Origin of the sequence: Tsukamurella sp. 1534 (assembly GCF_000312385.1) — a bacterium.
In the GTDB taxonomy this organism is placed as follows: Bacteria; Actinomycetota; Actinomycetes; order Mycobacteriales; family Mycobacteriaceae; genus Tsukamurella.
On sequence record NZ_HE997626.1, the window covers coordinates 1752668 to 1769561 of the forward strand.

The 16894-nt window shown below is 70.7% G+C and carries 14 protein-coding genes; 8 read left to right on the top strand and 6 right to left on the bottom strand.

Annotated features, from left to right (window positions below; all coding sequences use genetic code 11):
- Positions 1 to 3: 3 nt before the first annotated feature.
- On the bottom strand, positions 4 to 1164 hold the full coding sequence (locus BN39_RS08535) for a steroid 3-ketoacyl-CoA thiolase (RefSeq protein ID WP_019201965.1): 1161 nt from the start codon (positions 1162 to 1164) through the stop codon (positions 4 to 6).
- A 242-nt stretch (positions 1165 to 1406) separates the two neighbouring features.
- Here BN39_RS08535 and BN39_RS08540 point away from each other — a divergent pair, with 242 nt between their 5' ends.
- A complete protein-coding gene (locus BN39_RS08540) occupies positions 1407 to 2630 on the top strand; it encodes a cytochrome P450 (RefSeq protein WP_019201966.1) in 1224 nt (407 codons plus the stop codon).
- Between the two features lie 236 nt (positions 2631 to 2866).
- On the opposite strand, the gene BN39_RS08545 is transcribed toward BN39_RS08540, so the two are convergent.
- Genes BN39_RS08545 through BN39_RS08555 form a run of 3 tightly spaced genes read right to left on the bottom strand, consistent with a single transcriptional unit; the run spans position 2867 to position 6081 of the window.
- Entirely contained in the window at positions 2867 to 4042 is a 1176-nt protein-coding gene (locus BN39_RS08545; RefSeq protein WP_019201967.1) for a thiolase domain-containing protein, read from the bottom strand.
- On the bottom strand, positions 4039 to 5118 hold the full coding sequence (locus BN39_RS08550) for a thiolase domain-containing protein (RefSeq protein WP_019201968.1): 1080 nt from the start codon (positions 5116 to 5118) through the stop codon (positions 4039 to 4041). The genes BN39_RS08545 and BN39_RS08550 overlap by 4 nt, the downstream gene beginning before the upstream one ends.
- Complete coding sequence (locus BN39_RS08555) at positions 5119 to 6081, bottom strand: Zn-ribbon domain-containing OB-fold protein (protein WP_019201969.1); 963 nt, start codon at positions 6079 to 6081, stop codon at positions 5119 to 5121.
- Positions 6082 to 6206: 125 nt separating this feature from the next.
- On the opposite strand from BN39_RS08555, the gene BN39_RS08560 reads away from it, so the two are divergent.
- Positions 6207 to 7760, top strand: a complete 1554-nt coding sequence (locus BN39_RS08560) for an AMP-binding protein (RefSeq protein ID WP_019201970.1) — start codon at positions 6207 to 6209, stop codon at positions 7758 to 7760.
- Positions 7761 to 7850: 90 nt separating this feature from the next.
- Here the strand turns inward: BN39_RS08560 and BN39_RS08565 are convergent, their stop codons facing one another.
- Positions 7851 to 8645, bottom strand: coding sequence for a crotonase/enoyl-CoA hydratase family protein (locus tag BN39_RS08565; RefSeq protein ID WP_019201971.1), 795 nt, complete (start codon positions 8643 to 8645; stop codon positions 7851 to 7853).
- A gap of 113 nt (positions 8646 to 8758) precedes the next feature.
- On the opposite strand from BN39_RS08565, the gene BN39_RS08570 reads away from it, so the two are divergent.
- From BN39_RS08570 to BN39_RS08580, 3 genes are read left to right on the top strand one after another with little or no spacing between them, the layout of a single operon-like run.
- Entirely contained in the window at positions 8759 to 9862 is a 1104-nt protein-coding gene (locus BN39_RS08570; RefSeq protein WP_019201972.1) for a nitronate monooxygenase family protein, read from the top strand.
- 4 nt (positions 9863 to 9866) lie between these two features.
- The gene (locus tag BN39_RS08575) at positions 9867 to 10364 is read left to right on the top strand and encodes a pyridoxamine 5'-phosphate oxidase family protein (protein WP_019201973.1); all 498 of its coding nucleotides are present in this window, start codon (positions 9867 to 9869) and stop codon (positions 10362 to 10364) included.
- The gene (locus BN39_RS08580; RefSeq protein WP_019201974.1) at positions 10364 to 11008 is read left to right on the top strand and encodes a hypothetical protein; all 645 of its coding nucleotides are present in this window, start codon (positions 10364 to 10366) and stop codon (positions 11006 to 11008) included. The genes BN39_RS08575 and BN39_RS08580 overlap by 1 nt, the downstream gene beginning before the upstream one ends.
- Here BN39_RS08580 and BN39_RS08585 read toward each other — a convergent pair.
- Positions 10989 to 11996 carry an LLM class F420-dependent oxidoreductase gene (locus BN39_RS08585; RefSeq protein ID WP_202803297.1) on the bottom strand — a complete coding sequence of 336 codons (1008 nt, stop codon included), beginning with the start codon at positions 11994 to 11996 and terminating at the stop codon, positions 10989 to 10991. The genes BN39_RS08580 and BN39_RS08585 overlap by 20 nt on opposite strands.
- 59 nt (positions 11997 to 12055) lie before the next feature.
- On the opposite strand from BN39_RS08585, the gene BN39_RS08590 reads away from it, so the two are divergent.
- From BN39_RS08590 to BN39_RS08595, 3 genes are all read left to right on the top strand, one after another.
- Entirely contained in the window at positions 12056 to 13636 is a 1581-nt protein-coding gene (locus tag BN39_RS08590) for a succinic semialdehyde dehydrogenase (protein WP_019201976.1), read from the top strand.
- Positions 13637 to 13701: 65 nt separating this feature from the next.
- Positions 13702 to 13947, top strand: a complete 246-nt coding sequence (locus tag BN39_RS24065; RefSeq protein ID WP_371190629.1) for a winged helix-turn-helix domain-containing protein — start codon at positions 13702 to 13704, stop codon at positions 13945 to 13947.
- Positions 13833 to 16880, top strand: a complete 3048-nt coding sequence (locus BN39_RS08595; RefSeq protein ID WP_051158862.1) for a BTAD domain-containing putative transcriptional regulator — start codon at positions 13833 to 13835, stop codon at positions 16878 to 16880. The genes BN39_RS24065 and BN39_RS08595 overlap by 115 nt, the downstream gene beginning before the upstream one ends.
- Positions 16881 to 16894: the final 14 nt, after the last annotated feature.

Here is a 16894-nt window from a genome sequence, read left to right on the forward strand (position 1 = left end):
TGTTCAGACCCGCTCGATGATCGTGCCGGTCGCCATCGCACCGCCGCAGCACATGGCGATGAGGGCGCTGGACGCGTCGCGGCGCTCGAGCTCGTGCAGGGCCGTGGTGATGAGGCGGGCCCCCGTGGACCCGACCGGGTGCCCCAGGGCGATCGCCCCGCCGTTGACGTTGAGCTTGTCCGGATCGGCGCCGGTGACCTGCTGCCAGGACATCACGACCGAGGCGAAGGCCTCGTTGACCTCGTACAGGTCGATATCGGCGAGCGAGCGGCCGGATCGCTCCAGTACCCGCTCCGTCGCGCGGATGGGGCCGTCGAGGTGGTAGTAGGGCTCACCGCCGACGAGCGCCTGGGAGACGATCCGCGCCCGGGGCTTGAGGCCCAGCGCGGCCGCGCGGTCGGAGTCCATGAGGAGTACCGCCGCCGCACCGTCGGACACCTGCGACGAGGTGCCGGCCGTGTGCCGGCCACCGTCGAGCATGGGCTTGAGCTTCGCCAGGCCTTCGATCGTGCTCTCGCGCGGGCCCTGGTCCCAGGAGACGAGGAAGGTCTCGCCGGTGGGCGCACCGTCGGCCATGGCCGGTGCCTTCAGGGGCGCGACCTCCCGCTCGAACCGTCCCTCCTCCCAGGCGCGCATCGCCTTGCGCTGGGACTCGAGGCCGAAGGCATCGACCTGCTCGCGGGTGAAGCCGCGGCGCTCGGCGATGCGCTCGGCGGCGAGGAACTGGTTGGGCAGGTCGATGGTCCACGACGGCGGGCGCGAATTGCCGAGCCCCTCCGGGCGGTTGGCGCCGAGCGGGATGCGGCTCATCGACTCGACGCCGCAGGACAGGCCGACCGAGATGGCATCGGTGGCGATCAGGCCCGCGATGAGGCCGGTGGCCTGCTGCGCGGAGCCGCACTGCGCATCGATCGTGGTGGCACCGGTGAGCTCGGGGAGCCCGGCGTTGAGCCAGGCGGTCCGGGTGATGTTCCCGGCCTGCTCGCCGGCCTGGGTGACGTTGCCGCCGACGATCTGCTCGACGAGTTCGGGATCGACGCCGGCGTGATCCAGGAGCGAGGTCACGGTGGCGCCGAGAAGCTCCGCCGGGTGCAGGCCGCTCAGCCAGCCGTTGCGCTTGCCGATCGGACTCCGTACGGCGTCGACGATGACGGGGGTACCCATATCGAACGGACCTCACCTTCCGCCCTACCGCCTGGGTAGAGCACGTTCTTGATTGTGCCGCCGCCGCGCAGATCTGTCGAGGTCCGCCGATGGCGTCGATGGATGCTTCTGGCCTGATTGGATGCCATGCACCCCGCGTATCTCGCAATCTAGCTCACGACGACGCGGACTGTGCTTGAATGAGTAGAACATGTTTCAGATACGCCTGGCCAGTCCCAGGCGGCAGCGCTTGAGGAGGCGGCGTGAGCGTGCACTTCCCCGCGGGGTTCGATTTCACCAGCCCTGATCTGTGGTCCGAGCGGCGGCCCGAGGCCGAGTTCGCCGAGCTCCGGCGGTCCGCGCCGGTGTGGTGGCAGGACGTGCCGCCCGGGACCACAGGCTTCGACGACGGTGGCTTCTGGGTGGTGTCCAAACTGGACGACATCAAGGCCATCTCGCGTAATCCGAAGCAGTACTCCAACTGGGAGAACGGCGCGATCGTCCGGTTCGGGCCGGAGATGGAGCGCGAGCAGATCGACATGCAGCGCATGCTCCTGCTCAACATGGATCCGCCCCAGCACACCAAGACGCGACGCATCATCTCGCGCGGCTTCACCCCGAAGGCGGTGCAGTCGCTGCACGACGCGCTGGCCGAGCGTGCCGAGCGGATCGTGCACGAGGCGCGCAAGACCGGCGGCGGCGACTTCGTCGAGCAGGTCGCCTCCGAGCTCCCGCTCCAGGCGATCGCCGAACTGCTGGGCGTGCCCCAGGAGGACCGGAAGAAGCTGTTCGACTGGTCGAACTCGATGATGGCCTACGACGATCCCGAGTTCGAGGGCAACTACCTGGAGGCGATGACCGAGTTCACGGGCTACTCCTGGAACCTGGCTGAGGAGCGCCGGAAGTGCCCCATGGACGACATCGTGACCTCTCTCATCCACGCCGACATCGACGGGGAGTCGCTAGGCAGCGATGAGTTCGCGTTCTTCGTTCTGCTGCTCGCCGTGGCCGGCAACGAGACCACCCGCAACGCGATCAGCCACGGCATGAAGGCCTTCGTCGATCACCCGGAGCAGTGGGAGATCTACAAGGAACAACGGCCCCGCACCGCGCCGGACGAGATCGTCCGGTGGGCCACGCCCGTCTCGGTGTTCCAGCGGACCGCGCTCGAGGACGTCCAGCTCGGGGAGCAGACGATCAAGAAGGGGCAGCGCGTCGCGCTCTTCTACGCCTCGGCCAACTTCGACGAGGACGCCTTCGAGGACCCCTACACTTTCAACATCCTCCGCGACCCCAACCCGCACGTGGGCTTCGGCGGTTCCGGCACGCACCATTGCGTGGGCGCCAACCTGGCGCGGCTGGAGATGGATCTGATGTTCAAGGCGATCGCCGACGTCATGCCCAACATCCGCGAGCTCGAGCCGCCGCGCCGCCTGCGGTCGGGTTGGCTCAACGGCATCAAGCACTGGAAGGTCGCGTACGAGTAGTCGACGCCTCCGTCGACTGCGCCCCGGGAACGCCGTTCCCGGGGCGCAGTCGTGCGTTGCGGGAGAACCTGTTGCCGATCGACGCACTTCGGCAGTCGGCCCGGAAGCCGGGGGTCACTCACGACGGCCCGGACCTCGGGTTCCACGGCCGTCCGCGGCAGGATCGTGCGGCAGACCCTCGTGGAACCCGAGATCCGGAACGCGGCGGCGATTCGATCGACGCCCGCGCCACACCGTCACTGCGGCTTGTCAGCTCCGACGAGCCACATCGAGAAGTACTGAGAGCCACCGCCGTACGCGTGTCCGAGGGCGGTGCGCGCACCGTCGACCTGGTAGTCGCCCGCGCGTCCCATGACCTGTTTGGCGGCCTCCGCGAAGCGGATCATGCCCGATGCGCCGATCGGATTGGAGGACAGCACGCCGCCCGACGGGTTGACGGGGAGCGCGCCGCCGATCTCGGTGCCGCCGCTCTCCGTGAGCTTCCATCCGTCGCCCTCGGGGACGAAACCGAGGTTCTCGAGCCACATCGGTTCGAACCACGAGAACGGCACGTAGATCTCGGCGGCGTCCACCTCGCGCAGGGGATCGGTGATGCCGGCGGCGCGCCACAGCGCGGCGGCCGCGTCCCGGCCCGCCTCGGGGCTCACATGCTCGCGGCCGGCGTATGCGAGGGGCTCGGTGCGCATCGCGGTCGCGAGCACCCACCCGGGCCGCTTCCCGGTGACGGCTTCGGATTCCGCGGCGCTCTGCTCGTCGCCGAGCACGATCGCGCAGGCGCCGTCGGAGGACGGGCAGGTCTCGTCGAACCGGATGGGATCCCACAGCATCTGGGACGCCTGAACCGATTCCAGGGTGATGTCGGATTGCTGTAGATGCGCGAGCGGGTTCTTCGCGCCGTTGCGCCGGTCCTTGACGGCGACCATCGCGCCCACGTGAGCGGGCGCGCCGGAGCGGCGGATGTAGGAGCGCACATGGGGTGCGAAGTAGCCGCCCGCGCCGGCGCCGACCGGCACCGTGAACGGCACGGGGATGGACAGGGCCCACATGGCGTTGGATTCGGACTGCTTCTCCCAGGCCACCGTCAGGACCCGCCGGTGCACGCCCGATTTGACCAGGGCCGCGGCGACGGCTGCGGTGGATCCGCCGACGGACCCCGCGGTGTGTACGCGCAGAAGCGGTTTGCCCACGGCGCCGAGCGCGTCGGCGAGGAACAGCTCGGGCATCATGACGCCCTCGAACATGTCGGGCGCCTTGCCGATCACGATGGCGTCGATGTCGGCGAGCGTGGTCCCGGCGTCATCGAGCGCGCGGTCGACCGCCTCGCGGATGAGCCCCGCCATCGACACGTCGGTGCGCTTGGCGCGGTGGTGGGTCTGCCCGGTGCCCAGTACGGCGGTGCGGTGCGCGGTCACTTGGCCTCCATCACTGCGATCAGGTTCTGTTGCAGGGCATGGCCGCTCGTCGCGTGGGCGAGCACCTTGCCGGCGCGGCCCTCCCAGACCGCGCGGGCCGCCTCGCCGATCCGGGCGAGGCCCGCGGAGAACATCGGGTTGCCCACGAGAACACCGCCCGACGGGTTGACCGCCGCGGCGTCGCCGAGCCCGATCGCCGACCGCAGGATCAATTCCTGATGCGTGAAGGGGGCGTGCAGTTCGGCGATCTCCGCGCCGTCGGCGCCGGCAGCCCGTGCGGCCGCCGCTGTGGAGGGGCTGGCCGTCAGGTCGCGCGAGCCGATCGCGGGGGAGTCGATGCGGTGTTCGAAGCCGGTGACGAAGGCGGGGTTCTCCCGGAGCTCGCGCGCCTTCTCGGCCGAGGCCAGGATCATCATGGCGGCACCGTCGGTCACGGGCGCGATGTCATGGCGGCGCAGCGGATCCGACCACATCGGCTCGGCGAGCAGCGTCGCGGCGTCCACCGTGCGGGAGAACTGGGCGGCGGGATTGGTCGTGGCGTCGGACAGGCTGCGGGCGGCGACCTCGGCCATGTCGGCCTCGGACCAGGCGCCGGAGTCCAGGCCCGCGCGGGCCTGCAGCGCCGCCACCGACACCGAATCCGGCCAGAGCGGCGCGACCGTGTACGGGTCGAGCTGCATGGTCAGGGTCCGGCGCAGCATCCCCGCTGAGGACTTGCCGAACCCGTAGACGAGCGCCGTGTCGACCTCGCCGGTGCGGATCTTCACCCAGGCCTCGTACAGGGCCCAGGCCGCGTCCATCTCCACGTGCGATTCGTTGATCGGGGGAACGGCGCCGATCGAATCGACCGCCGCGATGAACGAGAACGCCCGACCCGCCAGGTAGTCCGAGGACCCCGAACACCAGAATCCGATGTCGGACTTGGTCATACCCGTCTGGGCGAACACCTCGGAGAACAACGGGATCAGCATCTCGACGCCGTTGGTGGTGGTCTCCGCGGACCGCCGCCACGGCGTGGCGGCGTAGCCGACGACGGCGACGGAGCCGTCGGGATCGGTGCAGGTACGGCCCGTCATCTACAGGTGCCTCTCGTAGCTCTCGTAGGGGGCGTCCGGCTCCCCGGTCGGTTCGAAATGCGAGATGTTGCCGGGACTCTCCGTCCATTCCTCGCGCGGCCTCCACATCGCGCGGACCCGCATGCCCATCCGCACCTCGGCGGCGTCGCAGCCCAGGACCAGGTGGAGGAACGGGATGTCCGCGCCGTCGATGAGCACGTAGGCGGCCACGTAGGGCGGCTTGATCCGCTGCCCCTGGAACGGCACGTTGACCACGCAGAAGGTGGTGACCACGCCGGTGTCCGGCAGGTCGACCTCCTCCGTGGTGGGGATGCCGTCGATCGGGCACGAATTGCGCGGCGGGACGTAGACGTTGCCGCACGTGCTGCACCTCTGCCCCAGCAGCCGCCCCTCGGCCATCGCCCGGAGGTACCGGGTCTCGGGCTCCGAGGCGGAGTGGTGCAGGTGCAGGTTCACGGGGGTGGTCACCATGGTGACCGCGTCGCCCGACGGTGCCTCTCCCGGCGGGATCCCGTCTCCCTCACCGGGTTCGAAGGCCAGGATGTCGCCGATCGCGCCGGTGGGCTCCTCCGCCCAGCGGGCGCGGACCCGCATGCCCGTGCTGATCCGGTCCGGGGAGGCCACGTCGACCGCGTGCAGCAGGGACGTGTCCGCGCCGTCGAGCCGGACGAGCGCGTACGCGAACGGCCGGTCGAAGGGTTGTCCCTCGACGGGGTGCGCGTTCCACGTCCAACTCGTCACCGTGCCGGTGTCCGACACGGCGACCACGTCGGTCAGCGGCGCGGTGGTGTCCGGATCGAACTCGAGCGGGGGCACGTGGACCCGTCCGCTCGCGTCCCGCGTGCCGACGATGCGGCGCGCGCGCAGGTTGGTCATGAACGCTCCGAGTACGGGCCCGAGCGAACGGGTGTAGTCGAAGGACAGGGTAAGCGGCGCTGAGAGCGTCTGCGGTTCGGCCGTCACCAATCGAGTGAAACATGTTCTAACTTTTTGGCGCAAGGTTATGCCGGAAAACGACTTCTGCGCCTACGGTGGAATCACGCGCGACTCACTTCGCACACCCCATTCCGACCGACTACGAGGTGCCCATGGACGACCTGCATCGGGAGCCGCTGGCGGGCGACATCCTGCTCCGCTCGCTCGATCTCCACCCCGACCGGACCGCGGTGCACGTGACCGACGCCCGCGGCGAGCGGAGGCTCACGTACGCCGAGATGCGCGACGAGATCAGCCGCTACGCCCAGGCGTACGAGCGGTTCGGGCTGGGCGTCGGGAGCCCTGTCGCCATGCTCTCCGGCAACCGGCACGAGGTGCTGATCGCTCAGTCCGCCAACCTCGTCACGGGGGTGCGGTTCGCCGCGCTGCACCCGATGGGCTCGCTCGACGACCACGTGTACGTGATGGAGGACGCCGGGATCGAGACGCTGATCTACGATCCGCGGCTCTACGAGGAACGCGCCGCCGACCTGCGTGGACGGGTTCCCGGCCTGAAGACGCTGCTGTCACTCGGACCCACGGACGTGGGGACCGATCTGACCGCCGCGGCCGCGGCGTTCGACCCCGCGCCGCTCCGGGCGCACACCGCGGACCCGTCGTCCATCGCCAGCCTGGCGTACACCGGCGGCACCACCGGCAAGAGCAAGGGCGTCATGCTCAGCTACGCCGGCGGAGCCGCGCTGCTGCGCATCCAGCGCACGGAATGGGAGTGGCCCGAGGAGATCCGATTCCTGGTGTGCGCACCCCTGAGTCACGCGGGCGGCGCGTTCTGGAATCCCACCGCCATGACCGGCGGGTCGATGGTGGTGCTGCCCCGGTTCGAACCCGAGGCCGTGCTCGCGGCGATCGAGAAGTACCGCATCACCGCCACCATGTTGGTGCCCACGATGATCTACGCGTTGCTCGATCATCCCCGGTTCGACGACTACGACCTGTCGAGCCTGGAGACCGTGTTCTACGGTGCGTCCTCGATCTCGCCGACCCGGCTCGCGGAGGCCGTCGACCGCATCGGCCCCAAGTTCTTCCAGTTCTACGGCCAGGCCGAGTGCCCCATGACGATCTCCGTACTCCGGAGGGGCGACCACGACCCGTCGAATCCGGAACGCCTGGCCAGCTGCGGCAAGCCCGTCCCGTGGGTGAACGTCGCCCTGCTCGATGACGACGGCCGCGAGGCGGCGCCGGGCGAGCCGGGGGAGATCTGCGTGCGCGGGCCGCTGGTGATGCAGGGCTACCTGAACAAGCCCGAGCAGACGGCGGAGGCCACCGAGCACGGCTGGCTGCACACCGGCGACGTGGGCCGCTTCGACGACGAGGGCTACCTGTACATCGTGGACCGCAAGAAGGACATGGTGGTCACGGGCGGCTTCAACGTTTTTCCGCGGGAAGTGGAGGACGTGATCTCGACGCATCCGTCGGTGGCCTCGGTCGCCGTGATCGGGGTGCCCGACGAGAAGTGGGGTGAGGCGGTCAAGGCGGTGGTGGTGCCGCGCGACGGCGCCGAGGTCAGCGCGGACGCCCTCCGCGACCTGGTGCGCGAGCGCAAGGGCGCGGTGTACACGCCCAAGACCGTCGACGTGGTGGACGCCATCCCGGTCAGCCCGCTCGGAAAGCCGGACAAGAAGGCCCTCCGCGCCCGCTACGCCTGAACCGCATTTCCTGACTTAACAGCAGTAGATCCCCGCTCTGGAGCCGTCAGAGCAGGGATCTACTGCTGTTAAGTCAGGCAGCGGGGTGCGTCAGCGGCCCTCGAACACGGGGGTGCGCTTCTCGGCGAAGGCGCGGGGCCCCTCTTTCGCGTCCTGTGAGAGGAACACGGGCAGGCCCTCTTTCGCGTCGATCGCGAAGGCCTCGTCCTCCGGCATGCCCTCCGTGGCGCGCATGGTGCGCAGCATGGCCTGCACGGCCAGGGGGCCGTTCGCGTTGATGAGCTCGGCCAGCTCGAGCGCCTTGTCCAGCGCCTCGCCGTCGGGCACCACGTGGCCGACCAGCCCGTACTCCTTGGCCTCCGCCGCGCTGATGTGGCGGCCGGTGAGCAGAAGCTCCGCCGCCACGGTGTACGGGATCTGGCGCGGCAGCCGCACGGCCGAGCCGCCCATCGGGTACAGGCTCCACTTGGCCTCGGAGACGCCGAAGCGGGCGCTCTGGGCCGCGACGCGGATGTCGGTGCCCTGCAGGATCTCCGTGCCGCCGGCGATCGCCGCGCCCTCGACGGCGGCGATCAGCGGCTTACCCGGTCGCCGGCCCTTGATCAGGCCGGGGATCTTCGACGGATCCCAGCCGCCGCCCGACATCGCCGTGCCCGGATCGGATTTCGCCATGTTCTTCAGGTCGGCGCCCGCGCAGAAGGCGCCGCCCGCGCCGGTGAGTACGGCGCTGCGGATCTCGGGATCCTCGTCGATGCGGTCCCAGCAGTCCGAGAGGATCTGGAGCATCTCGCCCGTGAGGGCGTTCTTCGCGTGCGGGCGGTTCATCGTGATGAGCAGCGTGTGGCCGCGCTGCTCGACGAGGGCGTGCGGGGAGTCGTCGGACATGGGGCGCTCCTGTGATGAGAAATCCCGGCTACGGGTCGGCAATTGCGGAAATCCGCTTCTCGGAACAGTAACAGGTTCTAGTTTGGAGGTAAGCCGTCTTCAGGAGGAAACAGATGCGTACACCCCTGTGCGACGACCTGGGAATCGAATACCCGGTCATCGCCTTCACCCCGTCCGAGCACGTCGCGGCGGCCGTCTCGCGCGCCGGAGGGCTCGGCGTCCTCGGCTGCGTGCGGTTCAACGAGGCCGAGGAACTCGAAGCGGTGCTCGACTGGATGGACGCCAACACCGACGGACGCCCCTACGGCGTCGACATCGTGATGCCGAACAAGGTGCCCACCGAGGGCAGCGCCGGTGATCTCACCGAATTGATCCCCGCCGAGCACCGCGCCTTCGTCGAGCGCACGCTGCGCGAACTGGGGGTGCCCGAGCTGCCCGAGGGCGAGGCCGGTGCCGGGGTGCTCGGCTGGCTGCACTCGGTGGCCCGGTCCCATGTCGAGGTGGCGCTCAAGCACCGGATCGCGTTGATCGCCAACGCCCTGGGGTCTCCGCCGCAGGACGTGATCGACGCCGCGCACGACAAGGGCGTCAAGGTCGCGGCGCTCGCCGGCCGTGCCACGCACGCCCGGTCCCACGTCGCGAGCGGGGTGGACATCGTGATCGCCCAGGGCTATGAGGCGGGCGGCCACACCGGCGAGATCGCCTCGATGGTCCTGCTGCCCGAGATCGTCGACGCGGTGGGCGAGGACGCCACCGTGGTCGCCGCGGGCGGGATCGGCTCGGGCCGGCAGATCGCCGCCGCCCTGGCGCTGGGCGCCGACGGGGTCTGGATGGGGTCCTACTGGCTCACCACCACCGAGTACCTGGAGACCATGAGTGGTTCGCGCACCATGCAGGACGCGCTCGTCGCCGCGACCAGCGCCGACACCGTGCGCACCAGGATCTTCTCCGGCAAGCCGGCGCGCCTGCTCAAGACGCGGTGGACCGAGGCCTGGGAGCAGCCCGGCGCACCGTCGGCCCTCCCGATGCCCCTGCAGAACCTGCTGGTGGGGGAGGCGCACAAGCGCATCAGCGTCTCCGGCGACCCCTCCGTGGTGGCCATGCCGGTGGGGCAGATCGTGGGCCGGATGAACGCCGTGCGGCCCGTCGCGGAGATCATGGCCGAGCTCGTCGGCGACTTCGAGGACTCCGTGGACCGGCTGAACCTGGCACGCTGAACCCATGGGAGAGAACCAGCGCAGCCAGATCCAGATGAGCGAGGCGGAGATCGCCGAGTTCCTCGAGCACCAACGCACCGCGACCATCGCCACGGTCGGCGCGAACGGGGTGCCGCACCTCGTGGCCATGTGGTACGCCGTCCTCGACGGCGATGTGTGGATCGAGACCAAGACCAAATCGCAGAAGGTGGTGAACCTGCGCCGGAACCCGGTGATGAGTGTCTCCATCGAGGCCGGGCAGTCGTACGACCAGTTGCGCGGCGTCGCGATCGAGGGCGAGGCCGAGATCGCCGAGGACGAGGCGACGGTCCGCGCCGTGTGCGTGCAGGTGTACGAACGCTACTTCGGCCCGTACACCGAGGAGCTCAAACCGGCCATCGACGCCATGATGAACAAGCGGGTGGCCGTGCGGCTGCGCGGGGCCCGGGTACGCAGCTGGGACCACCGCAAGATGGGCATGCCCGCGATGCCGGTGAGCGGGTCGACGGCGCAGTACCTCTGATGACCGCCGTCCAGCTCAGCCCCTGCGTGGGCGGCCGGATCCGCACGTGGGGCGACGACGGGACGACGGGGCTGTGGTCCGTCCCGAACGACGCGGTGCTGCGGGAGAACCAGGCGACGGGCCGCCTGCCGCGGATCCCGCGGGGCGAGCGACTGTCCGGCGAGGCGGCGGAGCTCGCCGGGGACGGCTCGGCGCTGGTGATCCGGCCGCGGTTCCCCGTGCAGGCGGCCGACGGGCTCACCATGGAGGCGCAGACCGTCGAACTCGCCGAACCCCGCAGGCGGGCCTCCCGCGCGACCTTCGAGGACTTCCGAGAGGTGCTCACCCGGGCCGTCGAACACTGCGCCGCCAAGTACGAGTTCCTCGTCGTGCGGCGCGGCGGGATCGGGGCTCCGGACCAGCCGTTCTGCCTCTTCGCCGTCCTGCCCGACGGTGCCGCGCGGGTCTCGGTCGTGGAGACGGCACCGGCGCCCGCCGGCTCGACGCTGTGGGAGCCGTTCCTCGACCCGGCGGCACCGAGTCAGACGATGAGCGCGCCGTTCTCTCCGGAGACCGTCACGGTGGTGCCCACGCTGATGACCGAGGCCATCGGCCGGTGGGACCTCGATCCGTGGGACCTCGCGTTCAGCTTCGGGCAGCCGTAGCGAGGGCACGCAGCGTCGGCTCGTCCCGGACGCCGCTGAAGAGCACCGTCGTCACGGGCGAGTCCCGCCAGAGTTGCATCCGTTCCGCGATCCGGTCGATCGGGCCGAGCAGGGCGATGGAATCGGCCAGCTCGTCCGGGACGGCGGCGATCGCCCCGGCGCGATCGCCGGCCAGGAACTTCTCTTGCACCTCGACGGCGGCGTCCGCGTGTCCGAGCCGGCCGATCAGGTCCAGGTGGAAGTTCGTGGACTTGTGGCCCATCCCGCCGATGTAGAACGCGAGCGGGATCTTCGCCTGCGCGAGTGCCGCATCGAGGTCGTCGGAGACGATCACCGACACCGTCGCCGCGATCTCGAATCCCGGCGGGCGCCCCGCGAGGGATTCGCCGAAGACCGCTTCGAGCTGCGTCGGATCGATGAACAGCGGCAGCCAGCCGTCGGCGATCTCCGCCGCCATGGCCACGTTCTTCGGGCCCTCCGCGCCCAGGAAGACAGGCACTCTCGGGCGCACCGGTAGCGCGATCGACTTCAGGGGTTTCCCCAGGCCGGTGCCGCTCGGCAGCGGCAACGGGTAGTGCGGCCCGGCGCTGGTGACCGGCGCCTCGCGCGCGATCACCTGGCGGACGATGTCGATGTACTCGCGGGTGCGTGCCAGTGGCTTCGGGAATGGGTTCCCGTACCAGCCCTCGGCGACCTGCGGCCCCGACGCGCCGAGGCCCAGCACCATGCGCCCCCCGGAGAGGCCGTCGATGGTGAGCGCGTGCATGGCGGTGGCGGTGGGCGTGCGGGCCGGGATCTGGGCCACGGCGGTGCCGAGCTTGATCCGTTTCGTCCGCGAGCCGTACCAGGCCAGCGTGGAGAACGCGTCGGAGCCGTACGCCTCCGCCGTGAAGACGTAGTCGTAGCCCAACTCGTCGGCCGCGATCACCGCGTCGGTGTGATCCTCGGGACCGCGGGTCCAGTAGCCGAGGTTGATGCCCAGATTCAGATCGGTGCCCATGCCCCGAATCTAGAACAAGTTCTACGTTCGTGGGTTAGAGTTCGGCTATGGCTTCACCGACCGAGGTTCGCAACACCCTGCCCGCGCGCGTCTCCGCGGAGCTGATCGAGCGGCTGACCGGGCTCGTCGTCGCCGACGGTACGCGCGAGCCCTTCACCATGACCGAGGTGTTCACCGGCGCCCCGATCGCCGATCTCCCGCAGTCCACGCCCGCAGACGTGGCCGCCGCGTTCGGCACGGCGCGGGAGGCGCAGAAGGAATGGGCGCAGCGGCCGCTGGAGGAGCGCCTCGCGGTGTTCCGGAGACTGCACGAACTGATCCTGGCGAACAACGAGCTCCTCGTGGACCTCATCCAGAGCGGCACGGGTAAGAACCGCCGGATGGCGTTCGAGGAGTCCTGCGACGTGCCGATGGTGATCAGCCACTACCTCAAGGCGGCGCCGCGGCTGCTGCGGAGCCGGACGCGCGGCGGCCCGATCCCGGTGCTGAGCAACTCGGTCGAGCTGCATCGGCCCAAGGGCGTCATCGGTGTCATCGCGCCGTGGAACTTCCCGTTCGCGATGGCCCTCTCCGACGCGATCCCCGCGCTCATCGCCGGCAACGGCGTGGTTCTCAAGCCGGACAACAAGACCGCGCTCGCGGCGCTCTACGGCGTCGAGCTGCTGCGCCGCGCCGGCGCCCCCGAGGGACTGTTCCAGGTGGTCTGCGGTCAGGGCCCCGACGTGGGGCCCGCGCTGATCGACGACTCGGATTTCGTCATGTTCACGGGCTCCAGCGCCACCGGCGTCACCGTGGGCGAGCGCGCGGGCAAGAACCTGATCGGCTGCAGCCTGGAACTCGGCGGCAAGAACCCGATGATCGTCCTGGACGACGTGGACCTGGATGAAGCCGTTCCCAGCGCGATCTTCGCCGTGTTCGCCAACGCGGGGCAGGCGTGCATGCACATCGAGCGGATGTACGTCCACGACAGCATCTTCGACGAATTCGCGCGCCGCTTCGTCGCCGCGGCGGGCGCGCTCGAACTCGGCGCCACCTACGATTACGAGCCGGACATGGGATCGCTCGCCTCGCCAGAGCAGATGCGCCGCGTCTCCGCGCACGTCGAGGACGCCCGCGCGAAGGGTGCCACGGTGCTCTGCGGCGGCCGCGCCCGGACCGACGTGGGCCCGGCGTTCTACGCGCCCACGATCCTCACCGGCGTCACACCGGACATGCATCTCGCCACGGCCGAGACCTTCGGGCCCGTCGTGGCGCTGTTCCGCTACTCCTCGGACGACGAGGCGATCCGCCTCGCCAACGACACCCGGTACGGATTGAACGCCAGCGTCTGGGCCAAGGACCTTCGCCGGGCGGCCCGGATCGGTGCGCAGCTCGAGGCCGGCAACATCAACATCAACGACGGCTTCGCTGCGTCGTTCGCGAGCAAGGGCACACCGTCGGGCGGCTGGAAGGCGTCGGGCGTCGGCGTCCGGCACGGCGATGCCGGCCTGCTCAAGTACACCGACACCACGAACCTCGCGACGATGAAGAAGCAGGTCTACGGCACCCGCCCCGGCCAGAGCTACGACCAGTACGCGCAGCAGACCGTTCAGGTGCTGCGCTGGATGCGCAAACTCCGCATCCGCTGAGGGCTTCGCGGCGCGGCTACGCTGTCCGGGTGCGCGACGATCCGGCCCCTCCCGCGAAGGCGCCGGTGATCGGCGTCCTCGGGCCGGTCACCGTCGGCGGCCGTGGCGTGCCGGGACTGCGGGCGCGTCGGCTCCTCGTCGCACTCGTCCTCGCGGACGGGCGGGCCGTGTCCGCGGACAGCCTGGTCGACGAGGTGTGGGGCGACGCCCCGCCGAAGGCGCCGCACGCGGCGCTCCACACGCAGGTGTCGCGACTCCGCCAGCTCCTCCCCCCGCCTCGATCGAGGCGGGACCGGCGGGATACCGCCTGACCGACGCGGACTCGGACCTCGCGCGCGCCGAGGACGCGCTGTCGCGTCCCGGTGACGACCCCGGGGCCCTCCTGCTGTGGCGGGGAGTCCCCGGCGACGACATCGTCGGCGACGGACCCGGTGCAGAGCTCGCGCGCCGCGCCCGCCGCGCCCGCGACGTTCTCGAGAATCGTGCCGCCCTGGCGGCCCTGGAGTCACGGGACTACTCGGCGGCTCGCGCGCTCGCCGAGCGGCGCGTCGCCGACGACCCCATCGACGAACCCGCGCGGGTCCTCCTCATGCGCGCCCTCGCGGGAGAGGGCCGGACCGCCGAGGCGCTCGCGGCGTACGCGGATCTGCGCCGGACCCTGGCGGCGGAGCTCGGTATGGACCCCGGCGACGAGGCCGAACGGGTGCATCGTGCGCTGCTCGCCTCGACGGCGGAAGGCCCCGCGCCGACACGCGAATCCGGCGGGCCGGCAGGGCCCTTCGGTCTCGCGCAGGGGCTCACGGCGGAGTCGACGCCGCTGGTCGGCAGGAAAGCGGAACTGGCCGATCTGCGGCGCGCCGTCGTCGATCACCGGGCCGTGACCGTCCTCGGTCCGGGCGGGGTAGGGAAGACCCGGGTCGCCGAGTCGGTGGGCCGTGCCGTCGCCGCCGGGGGGACCGAGGTCCACTACGTCCCGCTGGCGTCCGTGCGCGACGCCGAGGACGTGGTCGCCGCGGTCGCTCGCGCGATCGGTGTCGCCGAGACCGAGTTCGGCGCGGACGGGAGGCCCCGCGTCGCGGTCGGCGACCTCGGTGAACTCCTGCTGTCCACGCTCCGCGATCGCCGGTGCCTGCTGGTGCTGGACAACTGCGAGCAGGTGATCGACGGGTGCGCGGCGCTCGTCGCGGAGTTGATCGCGACCGCCCCCGAGGTGGCCGTGCTGGTGACGAGCAGGTCACCGCTGCAGATCCGCGCCGAGCAGGTGTACCCGCTCCCCGTCCTCGGTGCGGAGGGTGCCGGGTCCGCTGCGGTGGAACTGTTCCGGCAGCGCGCGCTCGCGGTGCGTCCCGATGCGCATCTCGACCCGGATGCGGTCGCGAGGTTGTGCCGGCGCGTGGACGGCCTGCCGCTCGCCATCGAACTCGCCGCGGCCCGCGTGCGCACCATGACCGTCGCGGAGATCGCGGACCGCCTCTCCGAGCGGTTCGCGCTGCTCCGCTCGTCCGACCGGACAGCCCCGGACCGGCACCGCACCCTGCACGCCGTGATCGAGTGGAGCTGGGATCTCCTGGACGACGACGCGCGTACCGCGCTGCGCCGGTTGTGCAGGTTCCCAGCCGGTTTCGACGCCGCTGCCGCCGAACGGGTCGCGTCCATGGCCGGCGTCCGGCTCGACGACGCCCTGGCCTCCCTCGTGAACCAGTCCCTGCTCCACGTCTCGGAGGCTGCGGGCCGCGCGCGCTACCGCATGCTGGAGACGGTCCGCGAGTTCGGCGAGGAGCGCCTCGGCGGCGCCGGCGCGCGGGGTGCGCCGTCCGAGTTCGACGTCGTGGACGAGGCCATGGCGGCCTGGGCCCGTAACACGGCGATCGATCTGTGGGAGACCTATCGCGCCGGGGGTGGGCGCACCGTGATAGCCCGCCTGACCGGCGATTTCGAGAACCTCGTCTTCGTGCTGCGCGGCGCAGTGTCCCGGTTGGAAGGCGGCGACGAGCGCGCGGCCCCGACGGTGATCTCGGTGTTCCCGCTCATCGCGGGCCTATGGGTGATGCGCGGGTTGCACGCACAGTTGCAGGACTGGGGTGAGCGGGTACTCGCAGCCCTGCCGGCCCCGCCGCCCGTGCTGACGGAGGCCGAGCGGGAGCGGTGGCAGGCGGTGATCCTCGCGTGCGCCGCCGATCTCGCGACCGACCCGACCTCCCGGCGGGTGGCGCGTGGCCGAGTCCTGCTGCGCCGACTGCATCGCGCGGAGCTCACGCTGCGCCGGCCCGGTGACTTCGCCAGCGCCATGTTCCTCGCACACTCGTCGTTCACCATCATGCGGCAGGTGCTCGCGGGGGTGGCCGCCGCGGAGCCCGAGGTCCGGCTTCCGGCGCTCGCCCTGCGGATGAACCTGCGCGAGAACAACGGCGACCTCGTCGGAGCGCTCGCCGATTCCGCGACCATCAGGTCGAGTGGGGACGGCTCCGATCCCTGGTTCGACGCGTTGGTCGCGATGACCACGTCCAGTATCTACGGGCAGCAGGCGCTGTGGGACGATGCCGAGCGCGGATACCGCAGGGCGATAACCCAACTCGAATCGATCGGCGCCGACGAGGACGCCCGGCAGGCGCGCGGCTACCTCGTGGCCTCGTTGTGTTGCCTGGGCAGGATCGACGAGGCGGAGGAACAGTACCGGCGACTGGCGAACGGGTGGACGCCGGATGCGCCCGACCCGAACGGCGGGCCCGAGGTGGTGGCGGCGATGATGCTCGGTGGCGCGGAGATCGCACGCCTGCGGGGCGAACCCGATGGCGCCCGGTACATCCGCGCCGGCGAACTGCTCATCCGCAGGATCCCCGACGGCACCCGTGACCCGGGATCGGAGATGCTGCTGTCGGTGGCGCTCCTCGGCGCCGTGGCGTGCGGGTCCGGTGCGTCGGCACGGCCCCTCGCGTCGGCACTCGTGGCCGGCGAGCATGCGATGTTCGGCGCCGCGGGGTACTGGGACCTGCCGCAGGCCGCGACGATGGCCCTCGCGATGGGGGAGTACCTCGATTCCGTGGGAGGGGCGGAGGACGACACCGTCACCCTCTACCGGCTCGCGGTGCGGCTGGGCGCCCGCCAGGACTACCCGGTCATGCGGGCGGCGAAACTGCGAGCGACCGAACGTGTCTCGGGTGAGCGGGTGCTCTCCCGCGCGGCTGCGGTGCACATGTTGCGCGGGACCGTGGCGGGGCTGCGCACGACCGGCCTCGTCGACTGACGGGGCCGGTCGCG

Coding starts and splice junctions, on each gene's coding strand:
- BN39_RS08575 (WP_019201973.1), top strand. CDS start 9,867: ATGGGAGAGAACCAGCGCAGCCAGATCCAGATGAGCGAGGCGGAGATC.
- BN39_RS08560 (WP_019201970.1), top strand. CDS start 6,207: ATGGACGACCTGCATCGGGAGCCGCTGGCGGGCGACATCCTGCTCCGC.
- BN39_RS08550 (WP_019201968.1), bottom strand. CDS start 5,118: ATGACGGGCCGTACCTGCACCGATCCCGACGGCTCCGTCGCCGTCGTC.
- BN39_RS08580 (WP_019201974.1), top strand. CDS start 10,364: ATGACCGCCGTCCAGCTCAGCCCCTGCGTGGGCGGCCGGATCCGCACG.
- BN39_RS08570 (WP_019201972.1), top strand. CDS start 8,759: ATGCGTACACCCCTGTGCGACGACCTGGGAATCGAATACCCGGTCATC.
- BN39_RS08590 (WP_019201976.1), top strand. CDS start 12,056: ATGGCTTCACCGACCGAGGTTCGCAACACCCTGCCCGCGCGCGTCTCC.
- BN39_RS08565 (WP_019201971.1), bottom strand. CDS start 8,645: ATGTCCGACGACTCCCCGCACGCCCTCGTCGAGCAGCGCGGCCACACG.
- BN39_RS08535 (WP_019201965.1), bottom strand. CDS start 1,164: ATGGGTACCCCCGTCATCGTCGACGCCGTACGGAGTCCGATCGGCAAG.